The 24462-nt window shown below is 72.1% G+C and carries 23 protein-coding genes and 2 pseudogenes; 9 read left to right on the top strand and 16 right to left on the bottom strand.

Going from position 1 to position 24462, the window contains the following annotated elements; all coding sequences use genetic code 11:
- Positions 1–36 precede the first annotated feature (36 nt).
- Positions 37–549, bottom strand: a complete 513-nt coding sequence (locus ACWGJ2_RS31520) for a flavodoxin domain-containing protein (protein ID WP_453349700.1) — start codon at positions 547–549, stop codon at positions 37–39.
- A gap of 244 nt (positions 550–793) precedes the next feature.
- Between ACWGJ2_RS31520 and ACWGJ2_RS31515 the strand changes: the two genes are divergently transcribed.
- Positions 794–2527 (top strand): GAF domain-containing protein, encoded by a 1734-nt coding sequence (locus ACWGJ2_RS31515; RefSeq protein WP_453349699.1) that lies wholly within the window; start codon positions 794–796, stop codon positions 2525–2527.
- A gap of 27 nt (positions 2528–2554) precedes the next feature.
- Here the strand turns inward: ACWGJ2_RS31515 and ACWGJ2_RS31510 are convergent, their stop codons facing one another.
- The 7 genes and pseudogenes from ACWGJ2_RS31510 to ppk2 form a co-directional block, all read right to left on the bottom strand.
- Complete coding sequence (locus ACWGJ2_RS31510) at positions 2555–3544, bottom strand: Acg family FMN-binding oxidoreductase (protein ID WP_453349698.1); 990 nt, start codon at positions 3542–3544, stop codon at positions 2555–2557.
- 161 nt (positions 3545–3705) lie between these two features.
- Positions 3706–4437 (bottom strand): response regulator, encoded by a 732-nt coding sequence (locus ACWGJ2_RS31505; RefSeq protein ID WP_453349697.1) that lies wholly within the window; start codon positions 4435–4437, stop codon positions 3706–3708.
- A 117-nt stretch (positions 4438–4554) separates the two neighbouring features.
- Positions 4555–5307, bottom strand: a complete 753-nt coding sequence (locus ACWGJ2_RS31500) for a CBS domain-containing protein (RefSeq protein ID WP_453349696.1) — start codon at positions 5305–5307, stop codon at positions 4555–4557.
- A gap of 59 nt (positions 5308–5366) precedes the next feature.
- Positions 5367–5826 (bottom strand): annotated as a pseudogene (locus ACWGJ2_RS31495) (cyclic nucleotide-binding domain-containing protein).
- A gap of 144 nt (positions 5827–5970) precedes the next feature.
- Positions 5971–6726, bottom strand: a complete 756-nt coding sequence (locus ACWGJ2_RS31490) for a CBS domain-containing protein (protein WP_453349695.1) — start codon at positions 6724–6726, stop codon at positions 5971–5973.
- A gap of 30 nt (positions 6727–6756) precedes the next feature.
- Entirely contained in the window at positions 6757–9480 is a 2724-nt protein-coding gene (locus tag ACWGJ2_RS31485) for a bifunctional acetate--CoA ligase family protein/GNAT family N-acetyltransferase (protein ID WP_453349694.1), read from the bottom strand.
- Between the two features lie 119 nt (positions 9481–9599).
- Positions 9600–10442 carry a polyphosphate kinase 2 gene (ppk2, locus tag ACWGJ2_RS31480; RefSeq protein WP_453349693.1) on the bottom strand — a complete coding sequence of 281 codons (843 nt, stop codon included), beginning with the start codon at positions 10440–10442 and terminating at the stop codon, positions 9600–9602.
- A 217-nt stretch (positions 10443–10659) separates the two neighbouring features.
- Here ppk2 and ACWGJ2_RS31475 point away from each other — a divergent pair.
- Positions 10660–10854: pseudogene (locus ACWGJ2_RS31475) on the top strand (phosphoketolase family protein); the annotation flags it as partial.
- Between the two features lie 26 nt (positions 10855–10880).
- Here ACWGJ2_RS31475 and ACWGJ2_RS31470 read toward each other — a convergent pair.
- The 3 genes from ACWGJ2_RS31470 to pflB form a co-directional block, all read right to left on the bottom strand.
- Positions 10881–11771, bottom strand: coding sequence for a universal stress protein (locus ACWGJ2_RS31470; RefSeq protein WP_453349692.1), 891 nt, complete (start codon positions 11769–11771; stop codon positions 10881–10883).
- Positions 11772–11958: 187 nt separating this feature from the next.
- Positions 11959–12702, bottom strand: coding sequence for a pyruvate formate-lyase-activating protein (gene pflA / locus ACWGJ2_RS31465; RefSeq protein ID WP_453349691.1), 744 nt, complete (start codon positions 12700–12702; stop codon positions 11959–11961).
- Complete coding sequence (gene pflB / locus ACWGJ2_RS31460; RefSeq protein WP_453349690.1) at positions 12699–14975, bottom strand: formate C-acetyltransferase; 2277 nt, start codon at positions 14973–14975, stop codon at positions 12699–12701. Before pflB ends, pflA begins: the two co-directional genes overlap by 4 nt.
- A gap of 256 nt (positions 14976–15231) precedes the next feature.
- Here pflB and ACWGJ2_RS31455 point away from each other — a divergent pair, with 256 nt between their 5' ends.
- Positions 15232–16167 (top strand): universal stress protein, encoded by a 936-nt coding sequence (locus ACWGJ2_RS31455; protein WP_453349689.1) that lies wholly within the window; start codon positions 15232–15234, stop codon positions 16165–16167.
- 78 nt (positions 16168–16245) lie between these two features.
- Here ACWGJ2_RS31455 and ACWGJ2_RS31450 read toward each other — a convergent pair whose 3' ends face one another.
- The gene (locus ACWGJ2_RS31450; protein ID WP_453349688.1) at positions 16246–16707 is read right to left on the bottom strand and encodes an OsmC family protein; all 462 of its coding nucleotides are present in this window, start codon (positions 16705–16707) and stop codon (positions 16246–16248) included.
- 235 nt (positions 16708–16942) lie between these two features.
- Here ACWGJ2_RS31450 and ACWGJ2_RS31445 point away from each other — a divergent pair, with 235 nt between their 5' ends.
- The 4 genes from ACWGJ2_RS31445 to ACWGJ2_RS31430 all read left to right on the top strand — a co-directional run bounded on the left by ACWGJ2_RS31445 (position 16943) and on the right by ACWGJ2_RS31430 (position 19724).
- Positions 16943–17851 carry a universal stress protein gene (locus ACWGJ2_RS31445; RefSeq protein ID WP_453349687.1) on the top strand — a complete coding sequence of 303 codons (909 nt, stop codon included), beginning with the start codon at positions 16943–16945 and terminating at the stop codon, positions 17849–17851.
- 79 nt (positions 17852–17930) lie between these two features.
- Complete coding sequence (locus ACWGJ2_RS31440) at positions 17931–18509, top strand: hypothetical protein (RefSeq protein ID WP_453349686.1); 579 nt, start codon at positions 17931–17933, stop codon at positions 18507–18509.
- Positions 18510–19002: 493 nt separating this feature from the next.
- Positions 19003–19242 (top strand): type I CRISPR-associated protein Cas7, encoded by a 240-nt coding sequence (locus tag ACWGJ2_RS31435; protein ID WP_453349685.1) that lies wholly within the window; start codon positions 19003–19005, stop codon positions 19240–19242.
- A gap of 20 nt (positions 19243–19262) precedes the next feature.
- The gene (locus tag ACWGJ2_RS31430) at positions 19263–19724 is read left to right on the top strand and encodes a hypothetical protein (protein WP_453349684.1); all 462 of its coding nucleotides are present in this window, start codon (positions 19263–19265) and stop codon (positions 19722–19724) included.
- 191 nt (positions 19725–19915) lie between these two features.
- Here ACWGJ2_RS31430 and ACWGJ2_RS31425 read toward each other — a convergent pair whose 3' ends face one another.
- On the bottom strand, positions 19916–20884 hold the full coding sequence (locus tag ACWGJ2_RS31425; RefSeq protein WP_453349683.1) for an ArsR/SmtB family transcription factor: 969 nt from the start codon (positions 20882–20884) through the stop codon (positions 19916–19918).
- A 164-nt stretch (positions 20885–21048) separates the two neighbouring features.
- On the opposite strand from ACWGJ2_RS31425, the gene ACWGJ2_RS31420 reads away from it, so the two are divergent.
- Entirely contained in the window at positions 21049–21615 is a 567-nt protein-coding gene (locus ACWGJ2_RS31420; RefSeq protein WP_453349682.1) for a TetR/AcrR family transcriptional regulator, read from the top strand.
- 96 nt (positions 21616–21711) lie between these two features.
- Here ACWGJ2_RS31420 and yczE read toward each other — a convergent pair whose 3' ends face one another.
- Positions 21712–22338 carry a membrane protein YczE gene (gene yczE / locus ACWGJ2_RS31415; protein WP_453349681.1) on the bottom strand — a complete coding sequence of 209 codons (627 nt, stop codon included), beginning with the start codon at positions 22336–22338 and terminating at the stop codon, positions 21712–21714.
- Between the two features lie 10 nt (positions 22339–22348).
- A complete protein-coding gene (locus ACWGJ2_RS31410; RefSeq protein ID WP_453349680.1) occupies positions 22349–22936 on the bottom strand; it encodes a TetR/AcrR family transcriptional regulator in 588 nt (195 codons plus the stop codon).
- 251 nt (positions 22937–23187) lie between these two features.
- On the opposite strand from ACWGJ2_RS31410, the gene ACWGJ2_RS31405 reads away from it, so the two are divergent.
- Positions 23188–23730: an RICIN domain-containing protein gene (locus tag ACWGJ2_RS31405; RefSeq protein WP_453349679.1), complete on the top strand. Its 543-nt coding sequence runs from the start codon at positions 23188–23190 to the stop codon at positions 23728–23730.
- A 66-nt stretch (positions 23731–23796) separates the two neighbouring features.
- Here the strand turns inward: ACWGJ2_RS31405 and ACWGJ2_RS31400 are convergent, their stop codons facing one another.
- A complete protein-coding gene (locus ACWGJ2_RS31400) occupies positions 23797–24399 on the bottom strand; it encodes a TetR/AcrR family transcriptional regulator (protein ID WP_453349678.1) in 603 nt (200 codons plus the stop codon).
- Between the last annotated feature and the right edge of the window lie 63 nt (positions 24400–24462).

Here is a 24462-nt window from a genome sequence, read left to right as displayed (position 1 = left end):
CCGCCGCACATGTGCGGCGGACCGGAGCCGACGTGCTCAAGGCCGCTTTCCGGGTGCGGGGTTCAGCTCAAGGGCGACACCGGCGGCCCACCTCTTGACGTGTTGCGGGTCGCGGAAGTCCCCGCCCTTGCCGTCGGCCACGACGCGCCGCGCGAGCCGTCCCCCGGCCTCGGCCGTCAGCCGGCCGCCGAAGGTGACGTGCTCCCGGGCGCCCAGGCGTGCCGCGATCCGCTGCACCTGACGTGTGGCGGGGATGTCCCGTTCCGCCGCGGAACCGTCGAGAGGGCCGCTGCTGAACAGCCAGACGGGAAGCACGGCCAGGTCCGCGCGGTACTGCCTGGCGAAGCGCCGGGCCCCGCGGTGCCAGCGTCCCGCGTAGAGCGCGGATCCGAGGACGACGCCGTCGTAGCCGTCGAGGGACCGCACCTCGTCGGCGGGCCGGACCGTGACTTCGTGGCCGTGGGCGCTCAGCGCGTCGGCCACCCACTGGGCGATCTCCGCCGTGGAGCCGTGCTTGCTGCCGTACGCCACCAGGACGTGAGAGGACACGTGGATCACTTCCCTCGGGATCGTGAAACGGGGTCGCTTCCAGGGTCACGCGGCCCAAAACGGCGTGTCATGGGCCGGGCGGTACACACGGTGTGAGCGTTCGGCCCGCTTGTGGGAGTGATCCCCGTCGTGCCGTACCGCGCCCTGCGGCTTGAGGACGGTGTGCCGCTGCCCATGGGGCGCGGCGGCTCTGAACCGCTACGTTGAGTTCCGGGGGCAGGGCTCGGACCTCGTGGAGGTATCGATGGGTGGTACTGGTGCCAGCGGTACGGGGGGCACAGGAGGTGTTCCGCGGTTACATCTCGATGAGCTGCTCGAAGAACTTGAGCGCCGCATCAGCACGGTGCGCGGGACGCAGGACCGGCTGCACGGGCTGCTGGAGGCGGTGCTGTCGGTCGGGCGGGGGCTGGAAGTGTCCCAGGTGCTGCGGCAGATCGTCGAGGCGGCGGTGGTGCTGGTGGACGCCGAATACGGCGCGCTGGGTGTGGTGGGGGAGGGGCAGGAGCTGGCGCAGTTCCTGCCTGTGGGGATGGCCGAGGAGCAGGTCGCGGAGATCGGCGACCTGCCCAGGGGGCACGGCCTGCTGGGGCAGCTCATCCGGCATCCGGAGCCGCTGAGGCTGGCCGAGCTGTCGGACCATCCGGCCTCGTACGGTTTTCCCGACCGGCATCCGCCGATGCACTCGTTCCTCGGGGTGCCCATCCGGGTCAGGGACGAGGTGTTCGGCAACTTCTACCTCACCGAGAAGCGCGGGGCCGAGGAGTTCGACGCCGAGGACGAGGCCGTTCTCGCCACCCTCGCCGTCGCCGCGGGCGTCGCCATCGAGAACGCCCAGCTCTACGAGGAGGCGCAGCGCCGTGAGCGGTGGTCCTCCGCGGGCGGGGAGATCACCGGGGCCCTGCTGTCGGGTGCGGCCCGCGGTGAGGTGCTGGAGCTGGTCGTCAGCCGCGCGAAGGAGATCGTCTCGGCCGATCTGGGCGTGGTCGCGGTTCCGGTGGAGGGCTCGGACGGACTACGGACGAGCTTCGCCGTGGGCGAGCGCGCGCAGGCGCACCGCCGGGTCGTGCTGCCGCACGAGGACGGGTTCATGGGAGCCGCGCTCCAGGCGGCCGAGCCGCTGACGAGCGCGGACATCCAGCACGACCCCAGGGTGGAGAAGGACCCCGGCCCCTGGGCGGGTCTCGGGCCCGCGCTCGCCCTGCCGCTGGGGTCGGGGGAGGGGGCGCGGGGTGTGCTGATGCTGGCCCGACGGGCCGGGCGGGCGCTGTTCGGCGAGGACGAGACGGCGCCCGCGCTCGCGTTCGCGGGGCAGGTGGCCCTGGCCATGGAGGTGGCGGAGCGGCGGCGGGAAGCGGAGCAGATCGCGCTTCTCGAAGAGCGCGACCGCATCGCGCGCGATCTGCACGACCTTGCCATCCAGCGGCTGTTCGCCACGGGGATGACGCTCCAGAGTGCCCAGCGGCTGTCTGACCACCCGCAGTTGTCGGACCGGCTGGCCAGGGCCGTGAAGGACCTGGACAGCACCATCAAGATCATCCGGTCGAGCATCTTCGGCCTGCGCTCGCACGAGGCGGGCGAGGCGCGGGGGCTGAGGGCACGCACCGCCGAGACGGTCGACGAGGCCACGGGCATGCTCGGATTCACCCCCTCGCTCCGGGTCGAGGGGCTCGTGGAGACGAACGTGCCCGGAGCGGTCACCGACCAGATGCTCACGGTACTCAAGGAGGCACTGAGCAATGTGGCCCGGCACGCCGGGGCCAACGCGGCCGAGGTGCGGATCGTCGCCGACGACGGGCGGCTGACGCTCACGGTCACCGACGACGGCTGCGGGCTCCCCGAGGGCGTACGCCGCAGCGGGCTGCGGAACCTCGCCGAGCGAGCGGAGCGGCTGGGCGGGGAGATGGAGCTGACGGAACCGTCCAGCGGCGGCACCCGGCTGGCGTGGCGCGTCCCCGTACTGTCCCCCGACGGGGGGTGAACCCCGGTGCGAGGGCGACAGCCCTCGTCAGCTCTGTCGCGACCGTGCGCCGTCCAGCACCGCGTCGGCGGGCAGCCGGGGCGTCGCGGGCCCAGGGGGGCCGTAGCCCAGCCGGACCAGCATCTGCGGATGCCGGACGGGTACTCCCGCGTCGCCCAGCGCCCAGCGCAGATCGGGCCATTCCAGCGCCTGGTGCAACAGCGACGCACGCAGCCGGTGCGCGGTGGCGAGCAGGAGGACGCGTTCCAGTGCCTGTCCCGCGCGCAGCCAGTCGGCCCGCCGGTCGTGCTGTGTGGAGAGCACGGCGAGGAGCGGGTGGCGCTCGAAGGCTCGGCTGGGGAGTCCGGCGGTACGGCGCGCCCCGGTGAAGTCCCGCATCGGCAGCTTCCGCCGTGTGTCCTGCGGCCCCGCCGCTGTTCCGATGCCGAGCCCCGGACCGGATCCGTAGGCCCATCGGCGGATCTCGGCACGCCGCTCAGCGTCCTGGAAACCACGGCTCTCCGCGTCCGCCGTCAGCGCCAGCAGCCGGGCGACCTCGTCCTGCCCGGGGAAGACCAGTGCCGCGCCCTCGCTGTGCGCGGCCTCCGTCAGCTCGGCCCGGAGTGCCGGGGGAACGGGATGGCCGGTGAAGGGGAGACGGCTGCTGTGGCGGCGCCAGACCGCCTCGTACAGATCCTCACGGTGCGAGGGGTCGGGCCGTGAAGCGCCCGCCAGCCGCACCGTCGCCAGCAGGTCCGGCTCCGAGGGCACGGGCAGCAGCCGCACCAGGGGCTTCCAGCCGAAGTGGGCGACGGCCACCCGCATGTTGAGGACGGCGGCCCCGACGGACAGGTGCAGGGCACGCCCGACGGGGTCCGTGTGCCGCAGCCCGCGCTCGGTCGCGGCGCGGACGGAGAGGGTGAGGGTGTCGGGCGCCAGCCGGTAGCGCCAGGGCTGGGTGTTGTGGATCGAGGGCGCGGCGACCGCGGCGGAGATCAGCGTCTCCAGGGTGGCGGCGTCGAGGGTCGTGTGCCGCATGACGTGCTCCTCTCGGCCTGGCGGACAGCGAACGGACCGGCCTCGGGGGACCAATGGCGAAGTCCCGAAGCTCTTCTTCACTGTGCGGGCCTGCGTCGGAGAGGCGTAGGGCCATACGGGGCGCCGTAGGGGGGCCGTCCGGTTCGTGCTACCCGGGCTGGTCAGCGAGGGCCGCCTGGCCGGTGGCCCGGCGCACCGCCCGCACCGTGCTCCTTCGGCTCCTGCGGGCCCAGTTGGGAGGCGATCACGGCGGCCTGGATGCGCCGCTGCACGCCCAGCTTGCCCAGCAGCCGGGAGATGTTGTTCTTGACGGTCTTCTCCGACAAGTAGAGGCGCTTGCCGATCTGACGGTTGGTGAGGCCCTCACCGATCAGGCGCAGGATGTCGCTCTCCCTGGGGGAGAGGTCTGCCAGCCGCTCGTCCTCCTGCGAGGGCGCCTCGGAGCCGCGGAGCGAGTGCATCAGGCGCGCGGTGGTCGCCGGGTCAAGCATGGACTTGCCTCCGGCGACTGTGCGTACGGCGCTGATGAGGTCGGCGCCCTCGATCTGCTTGAGGACGTAGCCTGCGGCGCCTGCCATGATCGCGTCGAGCAGTGCGTCCTCCTCGTCGAAGGAGGTGAGCATGAGGCAGGCGAGCCCGGGGAGCGCCGAACGCAGCTCTCGGCACACCGAGATGCCGTCGCCGTCGGGGAGCCGGACGTCCAGTACGGCGACGTCCGGCCGGAGCGCGGGCACCCGCGCCAGAGCCTGGTCCGCGCTCGCCGCCTCACCGATGACGTCGATGTCCGGCTCCCCGCCGAGCAGGTCGATCAGTCCCCGTCGCACGATCTCGTGGTCGTCGAGGAGGAACACCTTGATGGGGTTCTCCGCGGAGAATTCGCCCGTGCTGGTCATGCCTGCTCCCTGAACGCCGTCGGCCCGTCCTCAAGAGCCTTTACCGTCCCCGCTCTCCCACGCCAGAGCCGAACGGCCCTTGTGCGGGTGCGAGTGGGGCCGACCGGCTCTCGCCCGTCACTCCCCGTCCGGTTCCGGCTCGGCGTCCGTGGCCGGGCCGGGGCCGGAAGTCCGGGGGAGGGGCGGGGAGCCGGGTACGCCGTGCCCGTGGCCGAGGCCGAAGCCCCAGGCGTCGGTGAGACGGCAGTCCACGCCCACCACTCCTTCCACGGCACGCGTCAGGCGTACGGCCACGGGGATGAGGGAGGCGTCGCGTACCGTTCCGGCGATCGTGACGACGCCGTCCGCCGCGGTGACGTGCAGTGGGCTGACGGGTGTGGGGAACAGGTGCCGCAGTTGGTCCTCGGCCTCCTCCGCGATATCGGTGTCCTGGCGCAGGAAGACCTTCAGCAGGTCGCCGCGGCTGATGACCCCTTCCAGCAGGCCCTGAGTGTTGACGACGGGAAGCCGCTTGACCCGCCGGTGGGCCATGATCCGCGCGGCCTCCGGCAGGGACGCGTCCGCGTGCACGGTGACCGCGGGGGCGGTCATCAGTTCCCCGGCCGTCATCGCGCCCGCCTTGGCGAGGGTGCTGAGGCGCGCCGGCCCGGCTCCCTGACCGGGAGCCTGGTCCCGGTATTCCTCCTTGGGCAGGAGGTCCGCCTCGGAGACCACGCCGACGACCCGGCCCTCGCCCTCCAGGACAGGGATGGCGCTCACCTGCCACTGCTCCAGCGTCTTGACGATGTCCTTGAAGGCCGCGTTCCGGCCTACGGCGATGACGGTCTGCGTCATCACGTCGCTCACGGTGTGCGGGCTCTGGTTCACCATGTCCTCCTTCGGACGCGGCTGAGATGTGTGCGGACGGACCGGGGCACAGGGCGCGGCCGTCATGGCGCGGGGCCGCTGCCGTGCGGCCCGTACAGGTCGAGCAGGCGCATCCGGGAGGACTTGAGACGGCGCGCGACGGTCTGCGCGACGAAGACGGCCACGGCCCGGCCCAGGACGGGGTCCTCGTCGCACAGGGCGCGCACGGCCTCGGCGTCGAACTCGTAGGCGTGCACCTCGCTGGCCGCGACCGCGCCCAGGTGCCACTGGTACGGGGGGGAACAGCCAGGACCAGCCCAGGAGGTCACCGTGCCGCAGCGTTTCCACGACCGCCGTGCGGCGGCCCGGGACGTGCACGTCGAGGGTGACGGCCCCACTGCGGAGGAACCAGAAGTGGTCGGCCCTGCCGCCCTCGTGGAAGAGGCGTGTGCCCGCGGGGAAGTGGACCTCGTGGGCGAGTTCCATCAGCCGGTCGCCGTGCCCGGGAGGCAGGACGGCAACGAACCGGTTCTTCGTGATCATCTGTTCCTCCTCGGTCCGCGTCCGTGTGACAAGCCGTGCCGTCCGCCGTGAGCGTCGCGCTGACACCGGGCCGGGAGCCGGGGCCGGAGGGCCCCCGCTCCCGGCTCCCGTTCCAGGTGGCCAGGGACGCCGGGGCCCGGTTCCTCACAGCTTGCGCAGCCAGTTGTCGGCGACGCCCTCCAGCGCCTGCTCGGACGGCTGGAGGTGCGCGTCGTCGATCCGGCAGGTGAGTTCGTCGACGACGGACACCACTCCGTCGATCTGTTCCGTCAGCCGCAGGGCGACCGGAATGTCGCTGCGCTTCTCCAGTTCTCCCTTCAGCGTCACGACGCCCTCGATGACGGTGGCGTCGATGGCGTTGCGGCGCAGCCAGAGCGAGCGGATCAGTACCTCGTTGACGACCTCCGCGCGTATCTCGGCGTCCCGCCGCAGGAAGACCTTCAGCAGGTCGTGCCGGGTGACGATGCCGACCAGACGGCCCGTCTTCGGGTCGGTGACGGGCAGCCGTTCCACGCCGTGCCGCGCCATGGCCCTGGCGGCCCCGGTGACGGTGTCGCCGGGGCCCACGGTGATGGCGGGCGCTGACATGAGCTGCTGGGCCGTGGTGGCCTCCGCCTTCCCGGCCGCCTTGCGCGCCCACCCAGGAAGGGCCAGGCGCCGCAGCCACTGGGGCTGTCCAGGGCGGTCGAGGGCATCCTGCCGCCGCTGCTCCAGCGTGGCCTGCCGGGCCATGAGGTCGGTCTCCGAGATGACGCCGAGCACGTGCAGTTCCTTGTCCACCACCGGCAGTCCGCTGATCCGGCGGTCGGCCAGAATGGCGGCGACCTGCTTGAAGGTCGCGCCGGGGCCTACGCGTGCGACGTCGCTGGTCATCACGTTGTCGATCCTGCGGTGTTTCATCGCTCCTCCTCCTGGCGTCCGCTTCCGCTCTCAGCGGAGCCGGCGCAGATACGGGTCCTTGCGGTGCCGGGGCACGAGACGGATCCGGGCGTCGACCGCCACGACGCCTCCGGGCCCGGCCATCACGGGGTTGAGGTCCGTCTCGGCGAGCTGCGGCAGGTCGGTGGCCATCCGGGACAGGGCGGCCAGCAGCCGCTCCAGCGCTTCGAGGTCCACCGGCTGGGTGCCCCGGTGTCCGAAGAGCAGCGGTGCGCACCGAGGCGAGGTGATCAGGTCGTGCACGTCCTGATCGGTGAGGGGTGCCAGGCGCGCGGCGTGGTCGGCGAGCAGTTCGGTGGCGGTACCGCCGAGGCCGAACAGGATCAGCGGGCCGAAGACGTCGTCCTGGACGACGCCCGCGAACAGCTCGACGCCGCGCCGCGCCATGGACTGGACGACCGCGCCGGACATCTGGCCCTCGAAACGGGTGGCGAGCCGTCGGTAGGCGGCCCTGACCCGGTCCTCGCCGTCGAGGTCGAGCACGACCGCGCCCTCGTCGCTCTTGTGCACCAGGCCGGGCCAGTACGCCTTGAGTGCCACCCGGTCGGCGCCCTGGGCCGTCAGCGATGCCACCGCCTGCGCGGCCTCCTCCTCGTCCGTGGCCCAGCGCCAGGGCAGTTGGGGCACTCCGTAGTGTTCCAGCAGGCGCGCACAGCCGAGGGGATCGAGCCAGCCGCCCCCGGGGTTCTCCGCCAGGTACTCCGCGACGAGGGCGCGGGCCGCCTCCGGCACGGTGCCGTGGGCCTCGGGCACGGTGCCCGGGGGGCGGGCACGCCACTGTGCGTAGTGGGCCGCGTGGGCGAGGGCGCGGGCGGCCTGCCGCGCGTCCGCGTACACCGGCACCGCCGAGCCGCTGCCCGTGGGCCGTAGCTCGGTGGACGTGGTCAGGTCGGTGAGGACGGCGGCGATCGTCCGGGGGCGGTGCCCCAGGTTGTGCGTGAGCGCGCGGACCGGATCGTCGCCGGTCGCCGCGGCCAGCGCGGTGGGCGCGAGGACCACCAGCACGGCATCGAGCCCACGGGCCTCCGCCAGCCGGTCGACGCAGGCGCGCAGTTGTTCCTCGGAGACCGCCGCCGTGGTGTCCACGGGATTCGCGGCGGAGGCGCCCGGCGGCAGGATCTCCAGGAGACCGTCGTTCAGTGTGCTGTGCAGCGACGGCACCTGGAGCCCGGCTTCGACGCAGGCGTCCGCCGCGAGTACGCCGATGCCGCCCGCGTTGCTGACGACGGCGACCGAGGTGCCCGACGGCAGGGGCTGGGAGTGCAGCAGGGCCGCCGTGTCGATCAGTTCGCCGATGCCGTCGGTGGCGATGACCCCGGCCTGCCCGAACAGCGCCTGACGGGTCATGGTCGGGGTCGCGGCGGCGGCCGTGTGCGAGGCCGCGGCGCGCCTGCCCGCGTCGGAGCGGCCCGCGTCCACGGTGAGGACCGGCATCCGGCGGGCCACACGACGGGCGGTACGGGAGAAGGCGCGAGGGTTGCCGAAGGACTCCATGTGGAGCACGACGAGATCGGTGGTGCCGTCGGACTCCCACCAGCGCAGCATGTCGTTGCCGCTCACATCCAGCTTGTCGCCGAGAGAGACGAAGCTGGAGACGCCGATGCCCAGCCGCGAGAGCTTGTCGAGGACGGCGATGCCGACGCCGCCGGACTGCACGGCCACCCCTGCCGTTCCCCGCGTCGGGCAGTGCGCCGCGAAGGTGGCGTTCATGCGCAGGGCGTCGGTGGTGCTGGCGATGCCGAGGCAGTTGGGCCCCACCAGCCGCATCCCGTAGGTACGGCAGGTCGCGAGCAGGGCGGCCGAGTGCTCCGCGTCCAGGCCGGAGGAGAGCACCACCAGCGCGCGTACGCCGCGCTTGCCGCAGGCGTCCGCTGTGGCGGGCACCTCCGCCGCTGGGACGGCCACCACCGCGAGATCCGGCGCGGTGGGCAGCGCGTCGAGGGACGGGTAGCTGGAGACACCGGCGACGCAGTGCGCGCGCGGGTTGACCGCGTGGAGCGTTCCCGGATAGCCGCTCTCGGAGAGATTCCTGAGCACGGCCCTGCCCACCGAGCCGGGCCTGCGCCCGGCACCGACGACGGCGATCGACCGCGGTTCGAGCAGCGGACGCAGGCTCAGCACGTCGGCGGCGCTGTCCCGGGCGTCCACCGCTTCCCGGTAGTGCTCGTCCGTTTCCAGGTGCACCAGGAAACGGACCTCGGGTCCCTCGAACCACCGGGAGGTCCGCAGCCCCAGATCGGCGAAGACCTTGAGTATCTCGCGGTTCTCCGACAGCGCGTCCGCGCTGAAGGCACGGATGCCCGCCTCGCGCGCCGCGTCCACCAGGTGTTCCAGGAGCAGCGTGCCGACGCCGTGGTGGTGCCAGGCGTCGGCGACCGCGACGGAGATGTCGGCGGTGCGCGGGGCCCGGGCGCCGACGGGACCGGTGTCGGCCGGGCACTGGGCGTACTCGGCGATCCCGACGAGGTGGCCCGCGACGTGCGCGAGGAGCGCGCAGCGTCCGAAGCCCGGGTCGCGGACGTGGTCGGCGGCCAGCCGTGCGCTTCGGTCGCTGACGGAGAAGAACCGCAGCCGGAGGTTCTGGGCCGACATCCCCTCGTACAGGCGCAGTACCTCGTCGCTGTCCGAGGGGGCCGCGCGGTGGATGCGCACGGTGGTCCCGTCGGACAACAGCGCGTGGACGTCACGCGGGCGGGGCTCTGCCGGGCGCGTCATCGCGGTCACCTCTCCTGGGCTGCTGGGGTTCTCGATGACAGCGTCGGTCTTCGGGGAGGCGGCTCCCAGGGGCCGTAGGGGGCCTTCGGCGGGTCCATCCGGCTCTTCGGCGGGGCCCGTCAGGTGCCGTCGAGCAGCGTCGCCGCGTGGTCCGGTACGTAGCGCTGGGAGGAGCGGGGCGGGCGTCGGTAGCCGACGGCGGGCGGGCGCGCGGGGAGAGTGAGCGGGGGACGCCTCACCTCCTGGTACGGCACCGTGGAGAGCAGGTGGGCGATGACGTTGAGGCGTGCGCTGCGCTTGTCGTCGCTCTCGATGACGTACCACGGCGCCTCCGTGGTGTCCGTGCCCGCGAACATCTCGTCCTTGGCCCGTGAGTACGCCTCCCACCGGGTGACCGACTCCAGGTCCATGGCCGAGAGCTTCCAGCGCCGAGTGGGGTCCTCCAGCCTGCTGCGGAACCGCTGCTCCTGGACGGCGTCGCTCACGGAGAACCAGTACTTGCGCAGCAGAATGCCGTCCTCCGTCAGCAGCCGCTCGAAGACGGGACACTGGCGGAGGAAGAGCCGGTACTCCTCCTCGGTGCAGAAGCCCATCACCCGCTCGACCCCGGCGCGGTTGTACCAGCTTCGGTCGAACAGGACGATCTCGCCCGCGCCCGGCAGTTGTCCGGCGTAGCGCTGGAAGTACCACTGCCCGCGCTCCCGCTCGCTCGGCCTGGGCAGAGCGACGGTGCGGGCGATACGGGGGTTGAGATGCTCGGCGACGCGCTTGACGGCTCCGCCCTTGCCCGCGGCGTCACGCCCCTCGAAGAGGACCACGAGCCGCGCGCCCTCCTCGCGCACCCACTCCTGGAGGGTCACCAGCTCCGCTTGGAGCCGGAGCAGTTCCCTCTCGTAGACCTTGCGGGGCAGCCTGGCCGCCCTCTCCCGCTGTCTTCCGTGTCCCGTTCCCTCGTCGTCCACGTTCCCGCCTCCTGTGTCCCTGCCGCCTCTTCGGCCTCCCGGTCACCGGGACGGTCGGCCCGGGATCTGTCCCGTACGGCCCTGGGATCCGACTGGCCCCGGCACCAGCATGTCCCCGGTATCCGTCGCCCGCCCCCGTGCGGCGGCGAGGAACGGAGAGCGGGGAACGCACGGAGAGCGGGGGAACGCCCGGCACACCGAACTCGCGGAGGAGGCCGTGCACGAGACGACCACGCCCGAGCCGTCCGTCCTGACCGAGGAGGAACTGCACTCGCTCGACGCACACTGGCGCGCGGCAAACTGCCTGGCTGCTGGTCAGATCCATCTTCTGGCCAACCCGTTGCTCACCGAGCCGCTGCGCCCCGAGCACATCAAGCCACGCCTCCTGGGCCACTGGGGCACCTCGCCCGGCCGCGCGGCTCCGGCGGGGACCGGACGTCACCCGCCCGGACCGCGGGGCACGAAGATCACGGGGCAGCGGGCGTGGTGGGCGACGGCGTCGCCCGCCGGGCCGAGCAGTCCGTCCGCGCCCCGCCCCACGACCAGCAGGTCAGCTCCCTCCGAGGCGTGCACCAGGGCCCTGGCAGGGCTGAACCCGCGCACGTCCTCCAGCACCTGGAGCCGCGGGTACTTTCGCCGCCACTCCCGCAAGGCGCACGCCAGCGCCCGCACTTCCTCGTCCTCCCACACCGCCCGGTCCTCCCCGGGGACGGCGTAGGGCCGCCACGGGTCGTACCGCGCGGCCGGGTCCCAGGCGTGCACCGCCCGCAGCCGTGCGCCGCGCCGCCACGCCTCGGCGAACGCGTATCCCACGGCCTCGCGGTCAGGGGCGTGCGCGTCCACTCCCAGCACCACCTCCGACCTGCTCCCGTACGCCCGAGCGGGTACGGGCGGGTGTTCCGGAGCCGGTGAGTCCCCGCGCGGCTCCGGCGCCGGAGCCCCCGTACGTATCAGCGCGACCGGGCACGTGGCGGCCTTCAACGTCGCCAGCGCGGCCGACCCCAGCAGAAGCCCGGGGAACCCGCCGCCGCCCCGCGCGCCCACCACGAGGAGCCCGGTCTCGTCGTCGGCCGTATCGGCCAGAGCGGGACCGGCGTTCCCGGTGAGCACCTGCCCTTTCCGCTCCAGCCCGGGGTGCCGTGCGGCGAGCGAGGTGCCGAGGCCGTTCAGCATCCGCTCCGGGGCGCCGGACCAGGGCGAGGCCGCGCTCCCGGGCGCGGTGACATGCACGAGTCGCAGCACGCAGGCCGTCGAACCCGCCGCGCACGCGGCCCACTCCGCCACTGCGAAGCCGCCACCGGACCCGTCGACACCTGCCACGATCTCCATGACGCCGCTCCCCTCCCGTACCGAATTCCGTGGCGGCGGGCCCTCCGGCCGCCCACCGGGCCCGGAGCTTCCGGTCCCGTTCCTTCACCGTCGTCCCCCGGCCCGCCGCACCGCAGGGGCCACAGGTCTCGCGGTCCGGTGCCGAGGGGCACCCGGCGAGGGGGTCGCTCGGCTCCTCATCCGTGGCTCACCACGCCCGGAGGCCATGCTCGCGGAACTGTTGGCGTACCCGCGCCGTGAGTGCCGGGTCCGGGACCGGGGTGTCGCGGAGCGGGAAAGGGATACCGAGGGCGTCGTACTTGTGGGCGCCGAGTTTGTGGAAGGGCAGGACATCGACCCGCCGCACGTTGCCCAGCCCGGCGACGAAGCGGGCCAGCCCGTCGACGGACGCGCTGTCCTCCGTCCAGCCGGGCACCAGCACGTAACGGACCCACACCGGCACGCGCAGCGCGGCCAGCCGCCGCGCGAACGCCAGCGTCGGGCCCAGCTCGCCCCCGGTCAGCTTCCGGTAGCGCCCCGGATCGATGGACTTGATGTCCAGCAGCACCAGGTCGGTGTCCGCCAGCAGGGCGTCGTCGGCGCGTGCACCGAGGAGACCCGACGTGTCCAGGGCTGTGTGCAGACCGAGGTCCTTGCAGCGGTGGAGCACCGCCTTGGTGAAAGCGGGTTGCAGCAGCGGCTCGCCGCCGGTCAGGGTGACGCCCCCGCCGGAGGTGACGAGGAAGCGCCGGTAGGGCGTGATCCGCCGCATCACCTCCTCCACCGAATCCGGTTCACCGTCGCGCATGTTCCAGGTGTCGGGGTTGGCGCAGTACAGGCAGCGCAGCGGGCAGCCGCTGAGGAAGAGGACGAAGCGGGTCCCGGGCCCGTCCACCCCGGTGGACAGGTCCCACGAGTGCACGCGCCCGGTGAGCGTTCCCGCGGCGTTCACGGCGCACCGTGGAAGGTCCGGCTGATCACGTCCAACTGCTGTTCACGGGTGAGGCGGACGAAGTTGACCGCGTAGCCGGACACACGGATGGTCAGGTCGGGGTAGTTGTCGGGGTGTTCCATGGCGTCTTCCAGCAGTGCCCTGTCGAGGACGTTGACGTTCATGTGGAAACCGCCCGCCTCGATGTACGCGTCGAGGAGCCCGACGAGATTGTCCGCGCGCTCCGCCGGGTCGTGTCCCAGCCCCTCCGGTGTGATGGTGGAGGTGAGGGAGATGCCGTCGCGGGCCTGGTCGTAGGGGATCTTCGCCACGGACAGCGCCGAGGCGGCCATGCCGCGCCGGTCGCGGCCGTTCATCGGGTTGGCACCGGGCGGGAAGGGCGTCCCGGCGCGTCGGCCGTCGGGGGTGTTGCCGGTGTGTTTGCCGTAGACCACGTTCGAGGTGATGGTGAGCACCGACAGGGTGTGCTCAGCGCCCCGGTAGGCCGGGTGACGGCGCAGCTTGGCCATGAAGCCGCGCACCAGGTCGACGGCGAGGACGTCCGCCCGGTCGTCGTTGTTGCCGTATGCCGGGTAGTCGCCCTCCACGACGTAGTCCACGGCGAGTCCGGACGGGTCACGGACGACCCTGACACGGGCGTATTCGGCGGCGGAGAGACTGTCGACGGCCACGGCGAGTCCGGCGATGCCGCAGGCCAGGGTGCGGTGGACGGGGTGGTCGTGCAGGGCCATCTCGACGCGCTCGTAGGCGTACTTGTCGTGCATGTAGTGGATGACGTTGAGCGCGTCCACGTAGGTCGCCGCGAGCCAGTCCAGGGTGCGGTCGAAGGCGGCGGTCAGCTCGGCGTGATCCAGGTACTCGCCGGTGAGCGGCACGGTCGCGGGCGCGACCTGTTCGCCGGTCATCTCGTCCCTTCCGCCGTTGACCGCGTAGAGCAGCGCCTTGGCGAGGTTGACGCGGGCGCCGAAGAACTGCATCTGCTTCCCCGTCGCCATCGCGGAGACGCAGCAGGCGATGGCGCTGTCGTCGCCGGAGCGGGGCCGGATCAGCTCGTCCGACTCGTACTGGAGGGAGCTGGTCTCGACGGACAGCCGCGCGCAGAAGCGCTTGAACCCCTCGGGCAGCCGGGGCGACCACAGCACGGTCAGATTGGGCTCCGGCGCGGGGCCCAGGTTGCGGAGGGTCTGGAGAAGGCGGAAGGAGGTACGGGTGACCAGCGGCCGTCCGTCCTCGCCGATGCCGCCGAGGGTCTCGGTGACCCAGGTGGGGTCGCCGGAGAAGAGGGCGTCGTACTCGGGGGTGCGCAGGAAGCGCACGATGCGGAGCTTGATGACGAAGTCGTCGATGAGTTCCTGGGCGCGGCTCTCGTCGATACGGCCCTCGGCGAGGTCGCGTTCCAGATAGACGTCGAGGAAGGCGGAGGTGCGGCCGAGCGACATGGCGGCGCCGTTCTGCTCCTTCACCGCGGCGAGGAAACCCAGGTAGAGCCACTGGACGGCCTCATGCGCGTCGGCCGCCGGGCGGGTGACGTCGCAGCCGTACGAGGCGGCCATCTCCGCCAGTTCGCCGAGGGCCTTGATCTGCTCGGCCAGCTCCTCGCGGTCCCTGACCACCTCGGAGGTGGAGGGGCACGCGTCGAGCAGAGCCCGCTCGGCCTGCTTGGCGCGCAGCAGCCGTTCCGTGCCGTACAGCGCGACGCGGCGGTAGTCGCCGATGATCCGGCCGCGGCCGTAGGCGTCGGGAAGGCCGGTGATGATGCCTGCCTTGCGGGCGCGCAGCATCTCGGGCGTGTAGGCGTCGAAGACACCTTCGTTGTGTGTCTTGCGGTAGGTGCCGAAGACGCGTGTGACGAAGGGGTCCGGCTCGCGGCCGTACGCCCTGAGCCCGTTGGCCACCATGCGCAGTCCGCCGTTCGGCATGATGGCCCGCTTCAGCGGAGCGTCGGTCTGGAGACCGACGATCAGCTCGCGCTCGCGGTCGATCCAGCCGGGGCGGTGGGAGGTGATCGTCGACGGTGTGGCGGCGTCGACGTCGAGGACACCCTTGCGGCGCTCCTCGGGGAAGAGCCGGGCGACGGCCGCCCACACCGCGCGGGTCCGGTCGGTCGCCGGTGCGAGGAAGCCCCCGTCGCCGGTGTAGGGCGTGTAGTTGGCCTGTATGAAGGAACGGACGTCGATCTCGTCCCGCCAGGCCACGCCGTCGAAGCCGCGCCAGGCGGTCCCGGCGGCCGGGCGCGGGTCCGCACCCGTGCCGGTGGTCTCGGTCACGGTCATTGTCGCCGCCTCCTCGTCACGCGCCTGCTCGTCACGGGCCTGCTCATCACCACTTGGCCCCATCGCCCATGCTCTGCCGCCCGGACCACCGGGCGGCAGAGCCGAGCGGTCCCTTCGGCCGAGGCCGGTCGGCACCCGGTACTGGCTCGCCGGGCCCCTGCCCCGGACCTCCCGGAGCGCCGAATCTCGTGGCGAGGGCCCGTCTCCCGGCTGCACCCGCCGGACGGGCACGTCCTGGACAGTGCTGGAGGCTTCGATGAGCGAGCACCCTGTCGTGGTCGGCGTGGACGGATCACCGGGTTCCGTACGGGCCCTGGACCGGGCCGTGCTGGAAGCCGGGCGCCGTGGTGCGCCGCTGAGGATCGTGTTCGCGGTGCGGGACGCCGAAGAGGCCGACCCTGTCCTCGCCGCCGCGGCGGCGAGGGCCCGCGTCCGGGGCGAGGACGTGTCGGCCGTCGCCGTCCGTGCGGCGGTCGGCGACCCCGTCACCGCGCTGGCCCACGAGAGCCGGACGGCGGCACTCGTCGTGGTCGGAGGCCACGACGATCCCGGCCCGGTGCGGCGGCTGTTCGGCTCCCTCGCCGCCCGGCTGGCCGTCCGCACCCGCGCGCCGCTCGTCGTCGTCCGTGGCGACCCGGCGCGGCACCCGGCCGGGCCCGGCGCGGTGGTACTGGCCGATACGGGCGTCCGTGACGCGGATGCCGCCGCCTACGCTCTCACCGAGGCGGCACGCTCCCGGCTGGGCGTGCGCGTCCTGCCGCTGGAGACGGAGGAGGAAGCGGGCGCCCGGTCGCCGGAGCGGGGCTCGCCGGATCGGGGCCGGGCGGCGGCTGTCACGCCCCTGACCGCCTCTCCTACAGAGCGGGGCAGCGCACCGGGCACCGGGCCGGTGGCGCCCGGCGCCCGCGGTGCGCACGACACGGGAGCGGCGTCGGCGCACACGGTTCCGCACACCGTCGTTCCCTGCACCACGGCGGCGGCCCGGCGATGGGCGCTCGTCGCGGCGACGAAGGGAGCCGACACGGCCGTGATCGCGGGGCCTCGCGGGCGCCGCCTCAGCCGCTCGTCCGGCACCGGGCCCGGCCGTAAGGCACTTGGCGCGCTGCTCCGCTTCTCGCACTGCCCGGTCACCGTCGTCCCGGTCACCGGCACGTCCGCCGCGGACGGCACGGCCGGGCGGGCTCGCGCTTGACGGCGAGCCGGAGCGCCCCTGTCGCACCCACGAACTGTCCGGCTGAGGCACCGCACCCCCCAGACGGCGGGAAGCGTTTCACCGCAGCCGTATCTCCACACGGGGTGGCTGCCGGAGGGAGCTGCCGACAGTGCAGTGGTTCACGACGGCGAGGAGCCGACGCCGCTGCTGTTCGGTCAGCCTGGCGGGCACGGTCAGGGTCAGGCCGATCCGGGCCACGCGCGTCGGCCGGTCGGTCGCCATGGCGAAGTCAGCGGTGACGCGCAATCCCTCACGCCGTACCCCGATCCGGGTGAGGAACCCTCCCGCGTAGAAGGCCACACAGGACGCCAGCGAAACGACGAACAATTCGACCGGGGTGGGGCCGTTGCCGTCGCCTCCGGCCTCAGTCGGCTGGTCGACGACGATCTCGTGACCGCCCACGTGCGCGGCATACGTCTCACCATGGGTGAAGCGGACCTCGAACTGCCCGGTGCCAGGGGCAGGCTGGTGGCTGGATCGCTCCGGTGGAGCGCCAGTGCCAGGCGCGGTACGGGACATGGGATCACCTGCTCTCACACTCCTGATCCCACCTCTTCCCGTGGTCCGCCGACAGCGGCCGGACGGGGCAGACCGTGACGGCGCACGGCCCCGCCGGGCCGGGCTGAAAAAGCCCGGAGATCTGGGGCGGGGGCTGGATGGGCCGTGCGTCAGGGCCGGTCGGTCCCTCTTGCCCGGCCGCACGAGGTGGAACGCTCACCAAGGAATCCCCGCCTCTCACTGGAAGGTGTTGGTCATGGCCCGTACCGTCACCGTCGGTATCGACGGTTCTCCCGAAAGCCGGGCAGCCGCGGACTGGGCGGCGCGCGAAGCGCTGCTCCGCAAACTTCCTCTGCGCCTCGTCCACGTCTGGCACTGGGAGCCCTCTTACCCCTCCGGAGCGCTTCTCTCTCCCGAGACGCAGCAGCACTGGGCGGAGCGGATACCTCGTGAGGTCGCCGCTGAGATCACCGCACGCTACCCGGGACTGGACGTCTCGACGGAACGCGTCGAGGGGGAGACCTCCGCCGCCCTGCTCACCGCGGCGAAGGACGCGGAGGTCCTGGCCATCGGTTCCAGGGGGCTGGGCGCGATGGTGGGTTTCCTCGTCGGCTCGGTCGCCATGGCCACGGTGGCCAGGACGGAGCGGCCGGTCGTCCTCGTGCGCGCCGGGGAGCGGGCCGAGGACGAGCACCGGACCGCGGACGGCGGCTCCGGGGCGGGCGGCGATGCGCCGTACCGTGACGTCGTACTGGGAGTGGACCTCGCCAGCCCGCACGAGGACCTCATCGCGCATGCTTTCGAGGCCGCCGCGAGGCGGGAGACCACCCTGCGGGTCGTCCACACGTGGTCGCCTCCGAACGCGTACGACTTCGACCCCGGTCTGGTCGGACAGGAGACCATGGACGAGCTCGCCTCGCGCGCGGCCACCTCACTCGCGGAGGCGCTGCGTTCCTGGCGGGACAAGTACCCGCACGTTCCCCTCTCGGAGCGCGTCGAGAGGGGCCGTCCCGGCGAGCGGCTCGTGACAGCCTCGCAGGACGCTTCCCTGGTCGTCATCGGCCGCCGTACCCGTCGCTCCTCGCTGGGGATCCACATCGGATCGGTGGCCCATGCCGTCATGCACCACGCCAAGGCTCCCGTAGCCGTCGTCCCGCATCCGTGACGGGCGAGCGACGTCGCATCGGGATATTCTCCGCGGAACGCGGGCGCAGGACGGTGCCTCGCATCGGCAAGGGGGTGTCATGCGCCGCCAGTTCCGCATGTGGCCAGCGGTGCTGCTCACGGCCGTGAGCGTGACAGGGTGTGGAACCTTCGCCACATCTTCGGCGCCGGAGGCAACCAGCACGCCAGGCCGACCTGCGGCTCTCGCGCCGCTGCGCGTCGATGATGTGAACGAGAACTCCGTCTGCGAGCGCACCTTGGCGCAGGAACAGCAGGACGACCTCGGTGTGCGGGAGGCCGAGCCGGTCTCCGACGAGGGCGAAGCGAGCTGCTACTTCTCCATGACCGCCGACGAGGACAACGCTGCTGGCTACATCGTGTCGCTGTTCGGGAACGAAAATGCCTTGCTGGGCAACGTCGACGGGACGGATCCGATGCCGACCAAAGCCGTCCCCGTCACGGTGAAGGGGAGGATGGCCGCACGACAGGTCATGTACGGCGAGGACTGGCGGGCTTGCGTGACGGTGGACATCGGACGGGGCCGTTTCCTGTATGTGGAGAGGCACTCGCCGGGTCACGTGGTGACCGAGAAGGAGCTGAACACGCAAGCTGTTGACGTTGCCGAGAAGGTCCTTGCCAATCTCGCAAGGAAAGGCTGAGCCTCCTGGAGATATCTGCGGCTGGATAGGGCAGTGAAGCGACACAGCTTGCCTGCAAGCGGTGGTGCGGCGGGCCGCTCGACCGCGGAACCGCTCCTTCGGTCGACCAGCAGGCAGCCTCCCGCCGGGTGACAGGGCGATTGGCTACTGCGGCTCAGGCGGTCAGCGTTCGGACCACGGCCGCACGAGGAGAGAGTCCCTGCATCCACCTCCAGCAGCCATCAGGGCGCCACCGTGCTCGACAGCGGAGAGACCTTCTCGTGGGTGCGGGACCTCACCGCGTCCAGCTCTCGCGGCACACAGACCCCCGACGACCTTCGTCCCGCCGACTACTTGTGCGTCAGGTTCCGCGGCCCCCAGCAGCCCGCCACGACACCTTGTCACCGCAAAGGACACCGAGCCCAGCCATGACCCTGCACACCTGGACCCCACTCGCAAGCACGACTACGCATTCCTCATCGACGTCAAGGACGGCGACCCCGACGTCGGCGGCATGCCCCGCACCGACCCCAGCACCAGCCAGGGCATCATCACCGACGTCGCACTCAAGCGGAAGATCCGCAACACCATCGCCCTCGCCCACCAGGGCCAGCGGTCGGTTACAACGCGCCGGGGCGGCTCGCCTCCGTCGGTGCCGACCACCGGGATCCGGCACGGGCGGGAGCGTTCTTCGTCTTTGCCTCGCCCGAGCTGTCGTACGACCGGCACGACCCCGGACAGCAGAAGAAGCTGATCGCCGATGCCTTCTCCGGGATGGACTGGGAGGTACCCCGCCTGCTCGCCTCCCTCGATCAGGCCCCCGATCTGTACTTCGACTCGATCAGCCGGGCGGACGTGGACACCTGGTCCACGCGGCGGGTGTGCCTCGTCGGCGATGCGGCCTGCGGAGCCACCATCGGCGGCATGGGCACGGGAACCGCGATGGTCGCCGCCTACGTGCTGGCAGGTGAGCTGGCGCAGGCCGGGGGCGAGTACCGCACGGCCTTCATCCGGTACGAGAGCAGGCTCCGCAAGTACGCCAAGGGCTGCCAGGAAGGCGGCGACCGCACCGGGAAGTTCCTCGCCCCCGCCACCGCCACCGGCGCGCGCCTCCGCAATGCCTTGCTCTCGCGCTCCTTGTTCCTGAACGGCATGCTCAAACTGGGCGAGAGAATCAGCAGCACCGTTGCCCTGCCGGACCATCCAGCCGGTCCGGTCGCGTCAGCTCATGACTGACGTGCGGGCGGCGTCGCCGGAGCCGGCCCGTCCCGGCCGGACCGTACCCCCGTCACCTTCCCGGCCGTCCGCCCGGCCGCAGGCCGTTGACGTCTCCGGGCAGTGCGGCCCGGTGACGACCTTCGAGCGAGAGTCTGCGGGCCCGGCGTGCCGCGCCGGTAGCGGTTTCGGGCGAGTCCGAAACCGGCAGGTCAGGTGTTTCCCGTGAGCAGCTCGGCACCCAGCGGGGTGAGGGCGTGGCGTACGCAGTGGGATTCCCGCGTGCTGGTGACGAGCCCGGCGCGGCGCAGCACGGCGGCGTGCTCGCTGGCCGAGGACAGGGAGACCCCCGCGTGTCCTGCCAGCTCGGTGGTGGTGCGGGGGTGCCGGAGCGTTTGCAGCACGGCTGTACGGGTGTGCCCGAGCAGCGGCGCCAGCCGGGATTCCGGTACGGCGGGCGGGCCGGGTGGGCCGGGCGGTTCCGGCCTGGCCGGGTAGACGAGGACGGGCAGCAGCGTTTCGTTGACGAGCGCCACCGGTGTGCGGCGGCAGAAGTACGAGGGCACGAGCAGCAGCCCGCGCCCGTGCAGGTGCATGTCCCGGTCCACGGGATAGTCGGCGCACAGTACCGGCGGCTGCCAGCGCAGCAGGGGCGCGAAGGTGCGCAGCATCGCCTCGGTGCCCAGGCGGCATTGGGTCCGGCTCCGGTCCAGGCGGTCGGACTCGGTGCGGTGGGTGATGCGCTGCCAGTTCGGTTCGAGGACCGAGGCGTGGTACTGGCGCAGTGCCTGCCCCACGCGGCGCAGGGTGTCGCATTCCCCGTCGGCCAGGGCCCGGGCCCAGGCGGGCACCGGGTTGCGGGCCGAGAGCAGGGTGACCTCGCCGCGCAGCTGGTGGCGCGGGGTGGAGAGCACGGCGTCGATCCCGCACTCCAGCCCGTCGGACGCCGCCGCCGGGGTGAGGAAGTCGGGGAAATAGCCCTGGGGCGGCATCAGCGGTGCCAGGACGCGCTGCGCCCGCACCCCCGGCGTACGCGCGTCGTGCCGCCAGGAGCGGAGGACGGGGTCCCGCCGCCGCTCGTGGAGCTGATGGATGCTCAGGACGATCTCCCATAACGGGTCCAGCCCGTCCGCGACCCTGGTGCGGGCCAGATCTCCGGCGCTGAAATGGATACGCAGCACGACTTCCCCCCGGACAGTCCGTTACTGACGCCATCACGAGAACGGCTATTCTCTGCCGAAGACCGTAGTGGCGAGAACAGCCGTTCTCAAGCCGCGTACGGGTGACATGTGAACCGAACGTGCTTACGGATCACCGGAGTTGGCATGGAGGGAGGCTGCGCGCCATGGACGAGGACGAGGACGAGACGCTCGGGCGCGTGGTCGCGGTCGCCGACGACCTCTTCTACGCCCACGGCGTCCACGCGGTGACGATGCGACGCATCCGGGACGCGGCGGGGGTGCCGCTGAAGCGGCTCTACCAGATGTTCCCTTCCAAGGACGTACTGCTCGCGGCCTGCCTGGACCGCCGGGACCGGATCGCCCGCGCCGCGATCGAGGAGTACGTCGACGCCGTCGACGACCCGGTGGGGAGGGCCCTCCGTCCCTTCGAGTTCCTGGACGACTGGTTCCGCCAACCGGGCTTCCGCGGCTGCGTGTTCGCCGGAGCCTACGGAGAGGCGGGCGCCGCCGCGCCGCCGGTGGTGGCCGCCGTGCAGAGCCACAAGCGGGAGCTGCGCGTGCTGGTGATCCGGCTGGCGGCCGAGGCGGGGGCGCGGGACCCGGAGAAGGCGGGGGCACAGCTCGCGGTCCTGTTCGACGGCGCCATGGCGGTCGCCACTTTCACCGGGGACCTGGACGCCGCCCTCCATGCCCGCCGGGCCGCCCGCGCCGTGCTCGACGCCGCGCGATGAGCCCGGCCGCCGCGCGAGGAGCGGAACCCCGCAGGTCACGCGCGGCGACGGGCGCGCGTGTGCGGATGCCCCGAGGCAGGCTTCAGTTCGACGGTGTCACCGTGGAGTGCCGGGTGCGGGCCGCGCGCCGTTGAGGCCGCCGTCGCCCCGCCGCCCGGGAGGCAGTGTCAGTCTGGGCAGCGTGTAGCCGACGAGCGGCCCGATGCCACCGGCGAAGACGACGGTGGCCACGCCCACGCTGCCGCCCAGCAGCCAGCCGACGACGAGCACGCTCACCTCGATCCCGGCGCGGGCCGCGATCAGCGGGATGCCGTGGCGCGCGAGCCCTGTCATCAGCCCGTCGCGAGGACCGGGCCCCCATCCGGCTCCGACATACAGTCCCGTGGCGACGGCCACGCCGAGCACGGCCATGGCCATGAACGCGACGCGCACGCTCCAGTGCTCCGGTGCGGGGATCCAGGCGATTCCCAGGTCCACGAACGGGCCCACCATCAGCGCGTTCGCGGCCGTGCCCAGTCCGGGGCGCTGGTGCAGGGGTATCCACAGTGCCAGCAGGGCCAGGGAGACGACGATGGTGGTCTGGCCCAGCGTCAAGCCGGTGACCCGCGCGAGACCTTGCGTGAACACGGTCCACGGATCGGTGCCGAGGCGGGCTTTCACCAGCACTGCCTGGCTCGTCCCGTACAGCGCCAGACCCGCCGCGATCCGCAGCGCGCGCTGCACGGGACGATCGTCAAGACGCGCCATGGCCGTGCGTGGCGGACGCCAGGAGCGCGGCGGCGGCGTGCGCTGCCGCGGTCGTGGCCGCGCTCGCCTCGCCAGGGCCGTGCACGAGGACCCGCGCGGCGACTCCGTCGATCAGCAGAAGCAGCTGCGAGGCGAGCTCGTCCGGGCGGTCGCACCCGGTCTCCGTGCACAGTTCTCGCAGCACATGCAGCAGCCACTGCTTCTCGGCCCGTACGGCGGCGGCCACCGTGTCGTCCCCGGGGGACTCGGCGGCGGCGTTGAGGAAGGCGCAGCCCCGGCCGTTGGCGTGCTCGTACCAGGACGCGAACCAGTCGAACAGGGCGGTCAGGCGCGGCGCTCCGGGCTCCTCGTCCGCCAGGCGTGCGGCGAGGTCGGCCGCGATGCGCTGCTGTCTCGCCTCCAGCGCGCCGGCCACGAGCGCCGACTTGGAGGCGAAATGTGCGTACACGGTCGGCTTGGTCGCGTTGGCCGCCCGGGCGACGGTGTCGATGTTCGTCCTGGTGATGCCCTGCTCGTAGAAGACCTGCTCGGCCGCGGCCAGCAGGCGAGCGCGGGAGGTCGTGTTCCGCTGCATTATTTTAACTTACCAGATAGTTAAATTTAGGGCCTGGGCGGGCTCGGATCCGCCGGAGGGTGCCGACGAACTGACGCGCGTGCGGTGGTGCCCCTGCTGCCCCTGGGGCTCCGGAAGCGTGTGAGCGTCAACTTCCCCGCGCCCGTGGGCACTCGGTCGGGTGGTGTGCGTGGTGCGTGCGTTGCCGGGGCTTCTCGCGGGGCAGCCTCGGCACGCTCCACTCACCGGACACCCTTCGCCAAAGGAGATCCATGCGCCACTCATGCTTCCGGGTAGCTATGGCCACCGCAGCCGCGCTGGCCGGTGTCCTCGTCGGCAGCGGTTCGGCACAGGCGGCACCCGGCGACGTGCCCTCCGAACCCTCCGTCCTGACCAACCACGCACACGACAACTACCTCGTCCCCGACGACACGGTGGGCAACCCCGGCACCTTCCTTCAGGTGTACTACGCCGACGGCAGCACCATCCCGCGGACCTTCACCTTCGAACGGGTCAGTGGGCACTCCGACATCTACAAGTGGAAGTCCGCCAAGACCGGCTCCTGCGCCGAGACCCAGGGCAACGGAAAGGCCGGCACATCGGTGCTGCTCCAGAAGTGCGGCTCCAACAAGGCGCAGTGGTGGGTCGTCCGGCCGGTGGGCGGCACCAGCGACCAGTTCGTCATCTCGCCCTACAACGACGAGGACCTGGCGGTGACCGGCCTCTACGGCAACGACAACTACGCTCCGCTGCGCCCACTCCCCAGCAGCAACACGTCCACAGCGGCGCAGCGTTGGCACATCAACCCTGAGTAGGGAGCAGAGGCGGGACCGTCCGCAGCCGCGCACACCGTTCGCGGCTGCGGCCACCTCATCGGGTGCTCATCGTCCGCTGGAAGCGGGGGAGTGCCCTCGGATTCCGTCCAGGAGGTACGTGGTGCGGCGGTCGTAGTCGTTCCGGGGTGGCCGCTTGCCGTGCTTGAGGGCGAGGGCGTTGTCGACGACGAGTGCGTGGAGGTCGTCCGCCGTGAACTCCGGCCGCAGCGCACCGGTGGCCCGCGCCGCCGCGATGAGTTCTTCGTTGGCCGCGCTGCCGGCCCGGCAGATCTCCATGAGCTGCCGCGAGTGCGGATAGGTCTGCAACAGGATGTCGTTGAAGGCGGGCTGGCGGTACTGGAGGTCGCGGATCGCGGTGAGGTAGTACGCGATCCGCTCGCCGACGTCGCCGATGGTCCGGGTGTGGTCGATGACGGCGAACAGCTCGCTCGCGACGATCTCCTCGATGACGGATTCGATGAGGCCGATCCGCCCGCCGAACCGGTTGAAGATCGTGGCCTTGCTCACCCCTGCCGCCTTGGCGACCTCCTCCAGCGGCACCGTCAGGCCCTGCCCCTGGAAGGCGCCGATCGCGGCGGAGCGGATCTGCTCGGAATTGCGCCGGGCGTCGGCGCGCAGCCGGGAACCCGAAGACACCGCACCTGCCATGGCCCTCACCGCCTCCTCTTGTCACCCGCCGTCGTAATTTGACTCACCGGGTCAGTTTACCTA

Source organism: Streptomyces sp. NPDC054796, assembly GCF_053611545.1.
This window is presented reverse-complemented; position numbering and strand designations above follow the sequence as displayed.